The organism is Eubacterium sp. 14-2 (assembly GCF_000403845.2).
Taxonomy (GTDB): domain Bacteria; phylum Bacillota; class Clostridia; order Lachnospirales; family Lachnospiraceae; genus Petralouisia.
The window spans coordinates 1,245,341-1,260,251 of sequence record NZ_KE159568.1 but is presented as its reverse complement, the minus strand read 5'-3'; the positions used below and the strand labels follow the sequence as shown (position 1 = coordinate 1,260,251).

Genomic DNA, 14,911 nt, shown 5'->3' with positions numbered 1-14,911 from the left:
AGTGATAAAAGAGGTTGCCATGCCTCGCAAATCCGCATAAATACTGAATGTGTGGAGTTTTGCTCATGGCTATGATTAAATTATAAAAGGAGTGGCTTAATCCTGTCTGTCATAAAAAGCAAGTCCTATGGCCTTATGGGAAAACAATAATACAATCCGCAATCTGACCGGGGAATATAAAAAGATAGAGCCGGATTGCCGGGAAGGAGTACGAGCGCAGTTGGAGCGTATGAAAGAACTCTGCAAAGAGCGTAATAATCTGTATGAAAAGCAGAATGACTTGAAAGGGCAGAAACAGAAGATTGAAAAGTCATTGGACCGATAAAAAGTGTGGGGCATGGCGGTTGCTGTGTCCTTGTTTTATGGTGGCAAATAGAGAGCGGAAGTGGTATAATCAAGGTCATAAATGAAGAACTTTTAAAGATAAATAAAACATAGAACGTTGGTGATAAAAATGTCAAAATTAACATCAATGCTGAATATTGGTAAAGAAATGGAGAGAAAGTTAATATCTGTTTGTATTGAATCGTCCGAACAACTTATTGAGATAGGTGCAAAAGACGCATTTCTTAAGCTAAAGCAGAAATATCCGAATGTGTGTCTGGTACATTTATATACATTGGAGGGAGCAATTCATGATACAGAATTTAACAGACTTTCAGAAGATACGAAAAAGGAATTAAAGGAGTTTAGCGACTTTCTAAAGAAATAATAAGGCTGATTCCTATTTGTAAGAGAAATGATATTTTTCTTTAGTGATGATTTTATCATGGTGCCAGCACCATGTAAGTCAATGCAGTTAAGGGAAAGGTAGTAATGTGGCAGTTTGCAATATCAGGCGGATTGCCACATTTTATTAAAAAACAGGAGATTATGTGGTAATATACAGGGGCAAAGATAAAAACACAACGCAAGGCAATCTTGTAGAACTGGTAGGTAGTCCAGTCGCATCATTATGGTGTAAGTAGCCCTCCCTCCTTAGGGTCGTCCGTTCTTTGTTCATCACAATTATTTTAGGAGGAATTGTCATGGACAAAGTATCGGGAAAATTGACAGTATTTTTTGAAGAACCGTTTTGGGTGGGAGTGTTTGAACGTGTATCAGATGGAAAGCTATCTGTGTGTAAGATTACATTCGGGGCAGAACCAAAAGATTATGAGGTTTATGAGTTCATTCTGAAAAATTACTATCAGTTAAGATTTAGTCCGGCTGTGGTAACTGACGTAAAAGAAACAAGTCGCAATCCTAAACGGGTACAACGTGCAGTACGGAAACAGGTGCAGAATATCGGGATAGGAACAAAATCACAACAGGCTTTGAAATTACAGCAGGAGCAGTTGAAAACTGAACGCAAGACTGTGAGCCGGGAACAACGGGAAGCGGAGAAACAGCGGCAGTTTGAACTGAAACAGCAGAAAAGGAAAGAGAAGCATAGGGGTAGATAGTACCACCCTGACTTTTCTTCAGGCGTAGTATTCACATGGTGTTAGCACCATGTTTATGTTTTTGAACAAGGGGGAATATGAAAAATTTATTAAGTATATTTGGTAAAAAAGATGATGGTGAGATTGTTGGAAAATCGGGAATTTTAACCAATCCGGGGGATAGATTAGAAGCACGTATTACTGATTCTAATCGTCGAGTAGTTAAAGTACAAAAGGATAATGGAAATTCCAAATATAGTGCAACACAATATCCAAATGGAACTGTAGTGGAAACAAAAGTAACAAAACAAAAATGATTATGTTTATATTATTTGTGATACCCGTATGATACCTGTTTGCTTTGAAACTGTAAATACGGCATAAAATATCAATATTATAGCTACGAAAACCCTTAAAAAGCAATCAAATATTTAACGATTATGTTATAGTTATAGGGAGTTTGATTGTAAGCTGGGGGCGTATTTCGATCGGGCAAGTGATTTTTATGGTTTTCGCAGGAAATTCTGGCACAATCTGGATGCACTGCTAAAAGCGGAACGCAGCACATGAAGCACTATAAATTTTCCATGGAGGAAGTAAAGAAACCATTTTGTTGTTTTGTAACGGTTTTCCATGATTTATCCCTGTTATTCATAGATTCAGGACGGTTTTTCCGGATAACAGAGAATTTATACACAAGGCAATGTATGGACGCATGGTGGCAGTTTTCCGTACTTTTCAGTGCAAACAGTCAGATTAGAGCAGGTAGGGATAGTCTGCGGTTGTCCTTTCTGGAAACGGAAAGGGGGTCGGTATGAACACACTTGAGATACTTACACTGCTGTTGGTCATTTTCGCAGTATTAACATACTTAGACAACAGAAACAACCGCAAGTAACGGAAAAGGCTATCTTCTACTACTGCCATAGAGGATAGCCTTGTAATCCGTATTTTTTACGCTTTATAAGTTTCCGATTGTGCAACCGTCGGACACGCTAATATCCTTCGGCTTCTAAGATGATTATAAACCAACACTGCGGATTTTGCAAGAGGTTTTAGGAAATGGGGGTGCTTCGGCACTCCTGTTTTTTTTACAGATTTGTAGACTATATTACAGGAATATGGTCTTGTCTGCAAGGATTTTTTTGTGGTTTTTTGGAAAAATAAATATGCACACTCGTGCAAATTGTATTATGTCGCTAAAGCGACCGCACTCGGCGCAGCAAACCGTTCAGCTTCCTCATGAGTGAGGGATTCAGGGAGCCCCTGCGGACCTGTCCGCTTTGTTCTTCTACAGGAAAGATCCTGTCACGCGAAAGCGAGAAAATATCTGCAAAACCAGGTATAAAAATCTTAAGGGTGGTTATATTGAAAGTCAGTTATACTTGTGAAATGATATTGTCTTCAGAGAGCCTGGAGAAAGAATTGTTATAATCCGATATCATTGCAGGAAAGGATAAGCCATATATCATGAGACTGCGGGAAAAACTGGCAATTCTGTGCGCAAAAAGTATAAGTATGCTGATTCGCGGACTGACCAGAAAGGATGGGAGTACCATACCAGGATATGCGGCGGGGCTGATTGACCCGAATATTCTGCCTTCCATGGCGAAGAAAGTCCGGTGCGGGATCATTGCGGTAATGGGAACCAATGGAAAAACCACAACCACCGGTATTCTCTGCCATGTGCTGAGAAGTGAAGGAAAAAAAGTGCTTACGAACCGAACCGGGGCAAATATGCTGAACGGGGTAATTTCGGCATTTGTTCTGGCCGCTGACAGAAAAGGAGAACTGGACATTGATTATGCCTGTATTGAAGTGGACGAATTTGCATCTGTGCAGATTTTGCCCCTGCTGCAGCCGGGCTGTGTGCTTCTTACCAATATTTTCCGGGACCAGATAGACCGATATGGGGAAATTGATACCATCTGTGACAGAATCCGGACAGCTCTTTCGGAGGTATCGGAGGAAGTCCTTATTGTAAACGGAGATGATTTTCTCTCCTGGACTCTGGCCGGAAAATGCGGCCGCAGACTGGTAACTTACGGGATTAATGAAAAAATGTTTGACCACAGTTCCAATCCAAAAATCCGGGAAAGTACCTTCTGCCATTTTTGCGGGGAAAAACTGGAATATGACTTTTTCCATTATGGACAGCTGGGAATTTACCGCTGTCCAGGCTGCGGCTGGAAGCGGCCCCTGCCGGATTATACAGCAGAGGAGGTACGGTTTGAAAAAGGACGTTACCGGTTTCGGATTGGAGGAATTCCCATACAGTCTCAGGCCAGCGGCCCCTATAATGTGTATAATACCCTTTCGGCTTATGCGGGTCTAAAGGCACTGGGAGCTCCGGTACACGGGTTCCGCAGGGCAGTGGAAACCTTCGATTATGGAAACAGCCGGGAAGGGAGTTTTCAGATTAATGGCGCGCAGGTAATACTTTATCTGGCCAAAAATCCCGTTGGGTTCCAGCAGAAAATATCCATGATGCTCAAAGACAGAAAGCCGAAAGATATTATTATCCAGATTAATGACGGTTCCCAGGATGGAAAGGATATATTTATATTATTTTAAATTATTCCGGTTTGCTGTCTGCCAACCGTATGCTGCGCAGGCTGCAGCGTATTTCTGACCGGGAAACAGGAAGCAGACAAAAGAGAGGAGAAGCGACGCCATGAAACTGACCATTGGACATTTATATCCGGATTTGCTGAATCTTTACGGTGACCGGGGAAATATATGCTGCCTCAGAAAGCGGCTGGAATGGAGAGGGATCAAGGTGCAGGTGAAGGCTGTCTGCTCCGGTGAAAGGGTGGATTTTACAGGCATGGATATTGTTCTGCTGGGCGGAGGCTCAGACCGGGAACAGGCGCTTGCCTGCCGGTATCTGAAAAAAGAAGAAAAGAATTTTCGGGATTATGTGGAAGATGCAGGTGTGGTACTGGCGGTTTGCGGAGGTTATCAGCTTCTGGGAAAATATTATAAAACCGAAAGGGACAGAATTGAGGGACTGAATATTCTGGACATTTATACGGAATGGGAACCAGGGCGCCTTACCGGTGATATTATATTAGACAGCCCCCTCTGTTTAAATCCTGTTGTGGGATTTGAAAATCACGGCGGGCGGACATTTGCGGAGAAATATCAGCCTCTGGGACGGGTAATCTGCGGCCATGGCAACCGGGAAAACTGCGGGTGGGAAGGCGTCCTTTATAAAAATGTAATGGGCACATATCTCCATGGGCCGCTGCTGCCTAAAAATCCGGAACTCTGCGATTTTCTGCTGGAACGGGCGCTGGCCCGCAAATACCGGGGAACCATAAAACTGCCGGAACTTTCCGACGAGCCGGAGTACAGAGCCAATCACTATATGGTGCAGCGTCTTACTTCAAAATATTTTTGAAAACCATGTGCGAAACCGCCGGTGTGTGATAAAATATATGACAGAATAAATAACATACGGAGGAAACAGTCATGAAGTACGATTTTACTTCTGTCATGGACCGTCATGGCAGAGATGCCATTGCAGTGGACGCACTGGGAACGGAGATGAGCGGTGCTCCGGCAGCACCGGAAGATGGTTTTGACGCTATTCCCATGTGGGTGGCAGATATGAATTTTCCAACAGTCCCCACAGTGCAGGAGGCCATAACAGAGCGGGTGAAACATCCGGCATTCGGTTATTTTATCCCCACTGACGAATACTTTCAGTCCATTATCCGGTGGCAGGAAAGCAGAAACGGTGTAACGGGCCTGAAGCCGGAAAACATCGGGTATGAAAACGGTGTTCTGGGATGCGTGGTGTCCTGCCTGAATGCTTTCGCGGCTCCGGGGGATAAAGTTCTTCTGCACAGCCCCACTTATATTGGATTTACAGGCAGTATTGAAAACAATGGTTACAGAATCATCCACAGTCCCCTGAAACAGGATGAAAATCATATCTGGCGTATGGATTATGAGGACATGGACAGAAAACTGAAGGAACATCAGATTCATGTGGCAGTGTTCTGCAGTCCCCACAATCCCTGCGGCCGGGTCTGGGAACGGTGGGAGTTGGAGCAGGCCATGGAAGTTTACCGGAAAAATGACTGCCTGGTAATTTCAGATGAAATCTGGTCGGACATTATTCTGAATCATCACACGCACATTCCCACCCAGTCAGTCAGCGAGGACGCCAGGAACCGCACGGTGGCGGTCTATGCGCCCAGCAAAACCTTCAATCTGGCTGGACTGGTGGGCAGCTATCATATTATTTATAACCGGTATCTGCAGGACCGGGTGCGGGCCCAGGGCAGTAAATCCCACTACAACAGCATGAACGTCCTTTCCATGCATGCGCTGATTGGGGCATATAAGCCGGAAGGGCAGGAATGGGTGGACGAGCTGCGGCAGGTACTGAGCACAAATGTAAACTATGCCTGCAATTATATGGAGGAGCATTTTCCAGGGGTGCAGGTAAGTAAACCGGAAGGGACCTATATGCTGTTCCCGAACTGTTCCCGGTGGTGCCAGGAACATGGAACCACTGTTGACGAGGTGCTGAAAGCGGGATGGAAGGTGGGAGTTGCCTGGCAGGACGGAAGAATGTTTCATGGAACCTGTTCTGTCCGTATGAATCTGGCACTGCCCTTTGAGAGAGTAGAGGAAGCCTTTGAGCGGCTGAACCGGTATGTGTTTTCACAGAACCGTCATTTTTCTTGACTTTATGGCGGTTCTGTGATAGTCTTTGATAAAATATAAACAAACCAAACACTGTGAAAAAGAGAGTATGCATAAAGGAATGATACAGAGAGTTCCGGCTGGTGAAAGGGAACGCAGGAGGTTATGCAGAAGATGGCTTTGGAGTGGCATTGCCGAACGATGTTTTCCGGCCCGGCGAAGACCGAGGATGCGGAAATACGAACAGGCAGTGACGGGTTCGCCTGTTACAGCGAAAAGTATATGATACTTACCAAGGTCCTTTTTGTGAAAAAAGGGCGAAAAGAAGTGGTACCGCGGAAAACCGCCTTCTGACTGATACAGAAGGCGGCTATTTTATTCTACAGGAAAGACCTTGTCACGCTAACGCGTGAAAGTATTTTCCTATAAGAGAAAAATAATTATGCGTATGCTCTGACGCACCGCAAATGGCGCAGCAAACCCCACACGCTGGAAAATACGCGGCGCATTTGCATTACAGTAATTTAAGGAGGCAGATAATATGTGTACAAAATGCACCAAAGGGAAATATTACATGACAACAGCCATTGCCTATACATCCGGGAAACCCCATATTGGAAATACCTACGAGATTGTACTGGCAGACAGCATTGCAAGATTTAAGCGTCAGGAAGGATATGACGTTTACTTTCAGACCGGAACGGATGAACATGGGCAGAAAATCCAGATTAAGGCAGAAGAAGCCGGCATTACGCCCAAAGAATATGTGGACCAGGTGGCAGGAAAGGTAAAAGAAATCTGGGATTTGATGAATTCCTCCTACGACAGTTTTGTGCGTACCACTGACAAAGACCACGAAGAACAGGTGGCCAGAATTTTCAAAAAACTCTATGAACAGGGAGATATTTACAAAAGCGCTTACGAAGGGCTGTACTGTACCCCCTGTGAATCTTTCTGGACAGAATCCCAGCTTGTGGATGGGAAATGTCCGGATTGCGGCGGAGAAGTGCAGCCGGCCAGAGAAGAGGCTTATTTCTTTAAGATGAGCAAATATGCCGATCGTCTGATTGAGCACATTAACACCCATCCTGAATTTATTCAGCCTGTATCCAGGAAAAATGAGATGATGAACAATTTCCTGCTGCCGGGCCTTCAGGATTTATGCGTATCCAGAACTTCTTTCAGCTGGGGAATCCCGGTGGATTTTGACCCCGGACATGTGGTTTATGTGTGGCTGGATGCACTGAGCAACTATATCACAAAAATCGGGTATGACGCAGAAGGAAATTCCAGTGAATTATTCAAAAAGAACTGGCCGGCGGAACTCCATCTGATTGGAAAAGACATTATTCGTTTCCATACGATTTACTGGCCGATTTTCCTGATGGCTCTGGATCTGCCCCTGCCGAAACAGATTTTCGGCCATCCCTGGCTGCTGCAGGGAGACGGAAAAATGAGCAAATCCAAGGGAAATGTCCTTTATGCCGACGAAATGACGGAGATTTTCGGCGTGGACGCCATCCGTTATTTCCTGCTCCATGAAATGCCCTTTGAAAATGACGGAGTGATTTCCTGGGAGCTGGTGACGGAGCGGCGCAACTCCGACCTGGCAAATACCCTGGGAAATCTGGTAAACCGCACGGTTTCCATGAGCAATAAATATTTTGACGGAATCGTCACCAATGAAAATGTGGCGGAAGACGTGGACGAAGACCTGAAACGGGTGGTTACAGGTGCTGTGGACAAAGTTACAGCCAAAATGAATAAACTGCGTGTGGCAGATGCTCTGACGGAAATTTTCAATCTGTTTAAACGCTGCAACAAATATATAGACGAGACAACTCCCTGGATTCTGGCAAAAGAGGAGGCCTCCAGACCGCGCCTTGCCACGGTTCTGTATAATCTGGTGGAGAGTATCACCATTGGCGCCAGCCTGTTAAAAAGTTTTATGCCGGAAACCTCGGAGAAAATTCTGTCCCAGTTAAATGCTTTTGAAGTGCCCTTTGAAGAACTGGGCAGTTTCGGCCATTATGGAAGCGGAACAAAGGTAACTTCTCAGCCGGAAATCCTGTTTGAGCGGATGAAGCCGGAGGAGGTACTGGCAAAAGTGGAAGAACTGTATCCGGAAATTCAGGAATCGGAGCCGGAACCGGAAGAAGCCGGGATAGATCTGGAACCGAAAGCAGAAATTGAATACGATGATTTTATGAAAATGCAGTTCCAGGTGGGAGAGATTATCGCCTGTGAAGCAGTAGCCAAATCCAAAAAACTTCTCTGTTCTCAGGTGCGTATCGGAAGCCAGGTAAAACAGATTGTGTCCGGTATCCGGAAATACTATTCTCCGGAAGAGATGGTGGGAAAGAAAGTCATGGTACTGGTAAATCTGAAACCGGCAAAACTGGCAGGTGTATTATCCGAAGGAATGCTGCTCTGTGCAGAGAATGAAAATGGGGAACTGGCACTGGTAACGCCTGAAAAGAACATGCCTTCCGGCGCGGAAATCTGTTAGACAGGAGTCAGGCCCTTTTGCGGGAACAGAAAATCGGGCAGCCCAGGGACGGGCTGTTACGGAGGAACAAAAGGATGGATTTTACAAATTACGGGAAAGAAATTCAGGCGCAGGCAGAGGAAATGATGGAGCTCCGCTACGAGAGAGGAGAGCCCTACATGGAAAGCTGCCGCAGGCTGGTGGACATTGGAAAAGAGATGAGTGACCCGTATCTTCTCGGTTTTGCTTATTATTATCTGGCAGAAAGCTATCTCTGCCTGAACGATCATCAGAATCTGATGCTGTGTCTGGCAGAAAGTATTGTAAACCAGCGGAAAGCCTCCCAGTGGGACCTGCTGATACGTTCCCATAACGTGATGGGAATTGATGCTTTTAACCGGGGGAACACCACAGTTGCACTGGATCAGTATATTACAGCGCTGTCTTATGGGGAAAAATATGACTGTCCCTATGAGACAGCTCTGGTTACCAGTAATATCGGACGTCTGTATATGGGATTTGGAGAGTTTGACTCCGCCATCCGGTACCTGAAAAAAGCCCGGAATATTTTCCTGAATTACAGGCAGGAATTTTTCGGAAGAGGAAATCTGGCCAACACATACGCCGCACTGGGAAGATGCAGCCTGTTTCAGAAAAACCTGGAGGAAGCTGTGGAGTATGAAGAAAAAATCCGTGAGATTGGGGAAACGGAAGAATCAGGGATTGATTTATTTATGGCTCTGGGGCTTTCTGCCAGGATACGTCATGCACAGGGAAGCCTTAAGGAGCGGGACCGATACATCGAACATCTGATTCAGAAACTGGAAAATCTCCAGATTATTATGGACAGCCATGAGGATGTTTTCGATTTTCTGGATTTTCTTCTGGAAATTGAAAAGTATCAGGAACTGGAGAGAATTTTTCCAGGGCTGGAAATCCTGGTAAAAGAAACAGGCATCACCAATCTGCGGATGGAGCTGCTGCGCCGGCAGGCGGAGTATTACAGGAATACCGGACAGCGGGAAAAGTATCTGGAATCCTGCGCCAGCCTTTATGAGGACGGAAAGATTCTGAAAGAAGAAAATGTGGGAGTGATTCATCATTCCACCAGGCTGCGGTTCAGCCTGAAAGAAGCCCGTCTGAAAGAGGAAACTCTGATAAAGGAAAAGAAAGAACTGCAGGAGCGTTCCGAGAAGGATGCCCTGACAGGGCTGCCCAACCGTTATAAGCTCAATGATTTTGCAGGAAAGATATTTGACAAAGCCAGTGAAAATCAGGAGCGCCTCTCCATTGAAATTTTTGATGTGGATTACTTCAAACAGTATAATGACACATATGGCCATCAGGCAGGTGATAACTGCCTGCAGAAAATCGGTGCAATTTTAAAAGAACTGATGGAGCGGGACAGGGATATCTTTTGCGCCAGATATGGCGGCGACGAATTTATTATTATCTATTACGGGAAAACCGATAAGGAAATTCTGACGCTGGCCGGTGAACTGAGGCAGAGAATTTCGGAACTGAAGATAGAGCATAAAGGTTCTCAGGTGTCAGAGTATGTAACGGTATCACAGGGAATCCGAAACAGCGTTCCCACACATCAGAACAGGATGTGGGATTTTCTCTATGCTGCAGACGGAGCTCTGTATAACGTGAAGCGGAAACAGAAAAACAGTATCTGCCTGATACACAAAATTGAAGATAATGCAGAAAGTGTGATATTATGATATTTGAAAGTCATGCCCATTATGATGACAGAAGATTTGACCCTGACCGGAAGGAACTGCTGTTATCCATGGAGGAACATGGGATTGAAACCATTATAAATGTAGGCTCTGACCTGGAAGGGGTGAAAAAAACCCTTGCCCTTACAGAGGAATATCCCTTTGTATACGGGGCTGTTGGCATCCATCCCAGCGAGATTGGCGACCTGAATGAAGAAGTATATGAATGGATGAGGGAAAGGTGCAGCCAGCCTAAAGTTGTGGCTGTGGGAGAGATTGGCCTGGACTATTACTGGGAAAAAGAGGATGAGGCCAGGCGAAATCAGCGTTACTGGTTCTGCCGGCAGATGGAGCTGGCCAGGGAACAGGAACTGCCGGTGATCATTCATTCCAGAGAGGCGGCAGAAGATACGCTGAAACTGGTGCAGGGCATTCACGGAGAGCAGATACCGGGGGTGATACACTGCTTTTCCTATTCGCCGGAACAGGCCATGGAATATATCAGAATGGGCTATTACATTGGAATCGGCGGAGTGATAACCTTTAAGAATGCCAGGAAATTAAAGGAAACCGCAGCTGTTATCCCCCTGGAACATATTCTGCTGGAAACGGATTGCCCGTATCTGTCTCCGGAACCGGAGCGGGGAAAACGGAATTCTTCTCTGAATCTGCCTTATGTGGCTCAGGTAATTGCAGAACTGCGGGGAATTACCAGTGAAGAAGTGATAGCTGCTGCCAGAGAAAATGCCCGGAGACTGTTTTCCAAAGTAAAATAAAACTTTTTGGAATATCTGAATAAAGTATTGACATATCTGTGCATATACTGTATATATAAACATATACAGTATATGCACACTTTGTTTCTGCAGAAAGAAGGGAGGTACTCATGCAACCAGTATTACGAATCGAAGGTGCCGGGGCAGAACGTGGAACCACCTTCTGGCTGCGGGATATCAATCTGACACTGGAGCCGGGAATGCTAATGGGAGTAATTGGCAGAAACGGAGCCGGAAAGACAACATTGTTTCATATGATCTGCGGCCTTTCCCGTATCAGTCAGGGCGACCTGTGGCTGAAGGGAGTCAGTATGAAACAGGAACCGGAACGGTGTAAAGGGGAACTGGGAATTATTTTTGACGATGATTACTTCCGGCTGGATTTATCTGTAAAACATGCGGGAGCCATTTATGGAAGATATTATGAAAAATATGTGCAGAATGATTTTCTGGCATACTGCAGACAGTTCGATGTGGATGTGAAGCAGAATCTCAGAAAACTGTCAAAGGGCAGTTATATGAAGTTCCAGCTTGCTTTTGCACTGGCTCACCGCCCTGGCCTGATTCTGATGGATGAGCCGGAGTCAGGTCTGGACCCGGTGTTTCGCCGGGAATGGATGAATCTTTTGTATGACGTACGGAAAGGTGGCTGCAGTATTCTTTTTGCCACTCATCTGACGGAGGAACTGGAACAGTATGCAGATGCGGTTACCATGCTGTCCAAAGGTCATCAGATTTTTTCCCTGACCATGCCGGAACTGGAAAAACAGTACAAAATTGTGCGCGGCAGCAGGGTGCAGATGGATTATCTTAACAGCCGTCTGATTGGCAGACGGAAGATGGAATATTATGAGGAGGGGCTGGTTCAGGAAGATGGCCGGGAACTGTGGGTGGATGTGAAGGTGTCCCGTCCTGGGCTGGCAGACCTGATATATTATCTGGATGGAAAATTCTGACAGATGGTTTGGGTGATGCCGGTACTGTAAACAGCACCGGGAGAAAAGAGGGATGAGAATGAATCGTATAGAAACATGCTGTCAGAATCAGAAAACAGGAAATTTTACACCAGCAAAATTTCTGTTTACAGGACGGGAGATTCTTGTGGAAATCCGTGGTTCCCTGCATACTTTTCGTGGAAAATTTGCATTTGCACTGTTTCTGGCCGGAATTATCGTGGGATTCCTTCCGGCTGCAGGAGGGGCAGAGAACAGACGGGAACTGGCAGATCGGCTGATGATCAGTCTTTGCTTTAGCAACATAGGGCTGATTATTATGATGAGTCTTCAGAATCACAGGCTGACGTACCTGCTTCCTGTGGGCAGAAAGGAATTTGCTGCCATGCAGATACGGAAAATGGCCTGGGTGAGTATGATTCTTTTGCTGATTGCATCGGCAGAGTTTGCCTGTGCAGACCAGAGGGCAGAAAAATTCTGGTGGGATATAGTTGCGAAAGCAATACCGGTAAGTCTGGGCCTCAGTTCCTGTCAGATTGCAACGGTGCAGCCCATAAAGGGAAGTGAGAGGAACGACGGGACAAAATGGCCGGGATGTTCCATTATGGTACAGTCTCTGGATGTGGGAATTACTTTTATTAATCTTGTGTCAACCGGCGGGTTCTGGAGTATTCCGGCATCCATATTGCCGGCTTTGAATTATCTGATCAGCTTTCTGGCAATCGGGTATTTTTACCGGAAGACTGCCGATGCCAGTCTGTACTACGATGAACTGTAAGAGTCTGAATCAGAACAGGAAGGGACTGCATCATGAAAATTATAATTTCCAATACAGGTAATCTGGCAATTTATGAGCAGATTGTCCGTCAGATAAAAGATGCGGTAATTGCGGGAGAATTGCAGGCAGGAGAGGCTCTTCCGTCCATCCGTTCTCTGGCCAGGGATTTGCAGATCAGCGTGATTACCACTAAACGGGCCTATGAAGAACTGGAACAGGAAGGACTGATTTATCCGGTGGCAGGAAAAGGCTTCTATATATCCAGCCAGAATACCGGTATGCTCAGAGAAAAAAAGATACAGATGCTGGAAGAAGAACTGGGCAGGCTGGCGGCAGAGTGGAAAAAAGCCGGACTTTCCAGAGAGGATATGACGGACTATATAGAGGTATTGTTTGAGGAACTGTAACCGGGGGCTGACCTTCTGCCAGGGAGAGCAGGAAGGAGCTGAGGAGCTGCCGGAGGAACCGGCAGCTGTAAAGGCGGCAGTCAGTAATATCCCATAACAGCCCTGAAAGGGAGGAGAGAATGGAAAAGCTAAAGGCGGGTCACACAGGCAGCAGTTCATATGGTCTGAAAGTGGAGGGACTTTCCAGAAAATACAGACGGTTTCGGCTGAAAAATGTTTCCTTTGAAATACCGCCGGGAAATATTCTGGGCCTGCTGGGCAGAAATGGGGCCGGAAAGACCACTACCATCCGGATACTGACAGGCCATACCTCTGCAGACAGGGGGAACATCTGGTTAAACGGGGTGAATATGAGAAAAAACCGTACAGATGTGCAGGCCCGGACCGGGTTTGTATTGGATGAACACATGTTCCTGGAAACAGAGAGCCTCTGGAAAAACGGACTGGTGTTCGGAAGGTTTTACCCGGATTTTACAGAAGAGAGATGGAAGAGATGGCTGTCTGTCTGCGGCCTGGATAAGTCTGAACGGCTGGGATGGCTGTCTCAGGGCAGCCGGATGAAGTTCCAGTTCGCCTTTGCCATGGCGCACAGGCCCAGGCTTTTACTGCTGGATGAGCCCACGGGAAATCTGGACGCGGTTTTTCGGAAGGAATTTCTGGGCATGCTGCAGGAAGCAGTGGAAGAAGAACAGCTCAGCGTACTGTTTTCCTCTCATCTGACTTCAGATCTGGAGCAGGTGGCTGACCGGATTGCCCTGATAGAACAGGGAGAGATCCTCTACACAGACTCTGTGGAGCATCTTCTGTCCCGTTATTGCAGGATAAAGGGAAGCCCGGAAATGGGCCGAAAGCTCCGGGATGAGAATTATCCGGAAATCGTGGGAATTCAGGTGAGCAGCGTGGGATTTGACGCTCTGCTGGACCGGCAGCAGATACCGGAAAACAGGAAAGATCTGTACGACAGAAAATACGGTCTGGCGCGGGACTGGCTGAAAGAAACAGAAAGCGGGATTCTCTGCGAGGATACGGACCTGTCCTGGTGGATGTATCATATGACAAAAGGAGGCGGAGATGGGGAAAAGAACATGGGAAAACATAAGAGAGCTTGACAGAAGGCCTGTGGGAGCCAGATTTATGCTTTTGTTTCTGGGGGAAAGCCTTTATTTTCAGCTGCTTCTTTCAGCAGATTATAAAGAACCCCTGTTTATATGTACGGTGTCAGCCCTGACCATGATGGTATTTCTCCTTGGTGTGATGGTGTCTTATACCAGATGGGAAAAGGAACACTGGCGCTCCATGTATGAGAAGATTCGTTACTTTCCGGTGGACAGGAAGAAATATCTGCTGGCAATAGCGGTATCGGCCGGAAAAATTTTCGGGTTTCAGCTTGGAATGCAGGTCTTTGGCTTTTTGTGCAGAATGCTGATTCGTCAGGAAATTGCACCAGGTACAGCGGGAGGAATCCTTTTGTGCACCGCAGTAAGCGGAATCTGGTTTTTTCTCAGTTTCCTGGGCCTGCTTGCGGCAGGTGAACGGGCATTGTTCCTGTTTCCCGTATTTTTATCAGGGGGAATGGCGATAACAACAGGGCTGTGCAGGATACTTTACTGACAGGCTCTGGAACAGAAAGGGCTCCATATGCCGCCATGCCGGTTTCAGAAACTGGCAGAAATTTTTGGAAATGGCCGGCGGGGCAGGCAGT

At 46.2% G+C, this 14,911-nt stretch carries 15 protein-coding genes and 1 other annotated feature; all 15 genes read left to right on the top strand.

Features of this window, described 5'->3' with window-relative positions; translation table 11 throughout:
• Positions 1–127: 127 nt before the first annotated feature.
• Positions 128–325 (top strand): hypothetical protein, encoded by a 198-nt coding sequence (locus C805_RS0106755; RefSeq protein ID WP_022751439.1) that lies wholly within the window; start codon positions 128–130, stop codon positions 323–325.
• A gap of 129 nt (positions 326–454) precedes the next feature.
• A complete protein-coding gene (locus tag C805_RS22635) occupies positions 455–712 on the top strand; it encodes a TfoX/Sxy family DNA transformation protein (protein ID WP_016216366.1) in 258 nt (85 codons plus the stop codon).
• 316 nt (positions 713–1,028) lie between these two features.
• Positions 1,029–1,445 carry a YjdF family protein gene (locus C805_RS22630; protein WP_016216365.1) on the top strand — a complete coding sequence of 139 codons (417 nt, stop codon included), beginning with the start codon at positions 1,029–1,031 and terminating at the stop codon, positions 1,443–1,445.
• 77 nt (positions 1,446–1,522) lie between these two features.
• On the top strand, positions 1,523–1,741 hold the full coding sequence (locus C805_RS22625) for a hypothetical protein (RefSeq protein WP_016216364.1): 219 nt from the start codon (positions 1,523–1,525) through the stop codon (positions 1,739–1,741).
• A 1,153-nt stretch (positions 1,742–2,894) separates the two neighbouring features.
• Complete coding sequence (locus C805_RS22620; RefSeq protein WP_016216363.1) at positions 2,895–3,998, top strand: MurT ligase domain-containing protein; 1,104 nt, start codon at positions 2,895–2,897, stop codon at positions 3,996–3,998.
• A gap of 100 nt (positions 3,999–4,098) precedes the next feature.
• A complete protein-coding gene (locus C805_RS22615; RefSeq protein WP_016216362.1) occupies positions 4,099–4,827 on the top strand; it encodes a type 1 glutamine amidotransferase in 729 nt (242 codons plus the stop codon).
• 71 nt (positions 4,828–4,898) lie between these two features.
• The gene (locus tag C805_RS22610) at positions 4,899–6,125 is read left to right on the top strand and encodes a MalY/PatB family protein (protein WP_016216361.1); all 1,227 of its coding nucleotides are present in this window, start codon (positions 4,899–4,901) and stop codon (positions 6,123–6,125) included.
• A 44-nt stretch (positions 6,126–6,169) separates the two neighbouring features.
• Positions 6,170–6,437: a binding site (T-box leader), on the top strand.
• Between the two features lie 187 nt (positions 6,438–6,624).
• Positions 6,625–8,592 (top strand): methionine--tRNA ligase, encoded by a 1,968-nt coding sequence (metG, locus tag C805_RS22600; RefSeq protein ID WP_016216359.1) that lies wholly within the window; start codon positions 6,625–6,627, stop codon positions 8,590–8,592.
• A 74-nt stretch (positions 8,593–8,666) separates the two neighbouring features.
• Entirely contained in the window at positions 8,667–10,298 is a 1,632-nt protein-coding gene (locus C805_RS22595; RefSeq protein WP_155957669.1) for a tetratricopeptide repeat-containing diguanylate cyclase, read from the top strand.
• Positions 10,295–11,071 carry a TatD family hydrolase gene (locus C805_RS22590; protein ID WP_016216357.1) on the top strand — a complete coding sequence of 259 codons (777 nt, stop codon included), beginning with the start codon at positions 10,295–10,297 and terminating at the stop codon, positions 11,069–11,071. Before C805_RS22595 ends, C805_RS22590 begins: the two co-directional genes overlap by 4 nt.
• 110 nt (positions 11,072–11,181) lie before the next feature.
• Positions 11,182–12,027 carry an ATP-binding cassette domain-containing protein gene (locus C805_RS22585; protein ID WP_016216356.1) on the top strand — a complete coding sequence of 282 codons (846 nt, stop codon included), beginning with the start codon at positions 11,182–11,184 and terminating at the stop codon, positions 12,025–12,027.
• 58 nt (positions 12,028–12,085) lie between these two features.
• Entirely contained in the window at positions 12,086–12,802 is a 717-nt protein-coding gene (locus C805_RS22580) for a hypothetical protein (protein WP_016216355.1), read from the top strand.
• A gap of 32 nt (positions 12,803–12,834) precedes the next feature.
• Positions 12,835–13,209, top strand: a complete 375-nt coding sequence (locus tag C805_RS22575; protein ID WP_016216354.1) for a GntR family transcriptional regulator — start codon at positions 12,835–12,837, stop codon at positions 13,207–13,209.
• 119 nt (positions 13,210–13,328) lie between these two features.
• Entirely contained in the window at positions 13,329–14,318 is a 990-nt protein-coding gene (locus C805_RS22570; protein ID WP_016216353.1) for an ABC transporter ATP-binding protein, read from the top strand.
• The gene (locus C805_RS22565; protein WP_016216352.1) at positions 14,281–14,820 is read left to right on the top strand and encodes a hypothetical protein; all 540 of its coding nucleotides are present in this window, start codon (positions 14,281–14,283) and stop codon (positions 14,818–14,820) included. The genes C805_RS22570 and C805_RS22565 overlap by 38 nt, the downstream gene beginning before the upstream one ends.
• The last annotated feature ends 91 nt before the right edge of the window (positions 14,821–14,911 follow it).

What these genes read in the sequence shown, in the direction of transcription:
- C805_RS0106755 (WP_022751439.1), top strand. Translation starts at nt 128, where the DNA reads ATGGCCTTATGGGAAAACAATAATACAATCCGCAATCTGACCGGGGAA.
- C805_RS22635 (WP_016216366.1), top strand. Translation starts at nt 455, where the DNA reads ATGTCAAAATTAACATCAATGCTGAATATTGGTAAAGAAATGGAGAGA.
- C805_RS22630 (WP_016216365.1), top strand. Translation starts at nt 1,029, where the DNA reads ATGGACAAAGTATCGGGAAAATTGACAGTATTTTTTGAAGAACCGTTT.
- C805_RS22625 (WP_016216364.1), top strand. Translation starts at nt 1,523, where the DNA reads ATGAAAAATTTATTAAGTATATTTGGTAAAAAAGATGATGGTGAGATT.
- C805_RS22620 (WP_016216363.1), top strand. Translation starts at nt 2,895, where the DNA reads ATGAGACTGCGGGAAAAACTGGCAATTCTGTGCGCAAAAAGTATAAGT.
- C805_RS22615 (WP_016216362.1), top strand. Translation starts at nt 4,099, where the DNA reads ATGAAACTGACCATTGGACATTTATATCCGGATTTGCTGAATCTTTAC.
- C805_RS22610 (WP_016216361.1), top strand. Translation starts at nt 4,899, where the DNA reads ATGAAGTACGATTTTACTTCTGTCATGGACCGTCATGGCAGAGATGCC.
- metG (WP_016216359.1), top strand. Translation starts at nt 6,625, where the DNA reads ATGTGTACAAAATGCACCAAAGGGAAATATTACATGACAACAGCCATT.
- C805_RS22595 (WP_155957669.1), top strand. Translation starts at nt 8,667, where the DNA reads ATGGATTTTACAAATTACGGGAAAGAAATTCAGGCGCAGGCAGAGGAA.
- C805_RS22590 (WP_016216357.1), top strand. Translation starts at nt 10,295, where the DNA reads ATGATATTTGAAAGTCATGCCCATTATGATGACAGAAGATTTGACCCT.
- C805_RS22585 (WP_016216356.1), top strand. Translation starts at nt 11,182, where the DNA reads ATGCAACCAGTATTACGAATCGAAGGTGCCGGGGCAGAACGTGGAACC.
- C805_RS22580 (WP_016216355.1), top strand. Translation starts at nt 12,086, where the DNA reads ATGAATCGTATAGAAACATGCTGTCAGAATCAGAAAACAGGAAATTTT.
- C805_RS22575 (WP_016216354.1), top strand. Translation starts at nt 12,835, where the DNA reads ATGAAAATTATAATTTCCAATACAGGTAATCTGGCAATTTATGAGCAG.
- C805_RS22570 (WP_016216353.1), top strand. Translation starts at nt 13,329, where the DNA reads ATGGAAAAGCTAAAGGCGGGTCACACAGGCAGCAGTTCATATGGTCTG.
- C805_RS22565 (WP_016216352.1), top strand. Translation starts at nt 14,281, where the DNA reads ATGGGGAAAAGAACATGGGAAAACATAAGAGAGCTTGACAGAAGGCCT.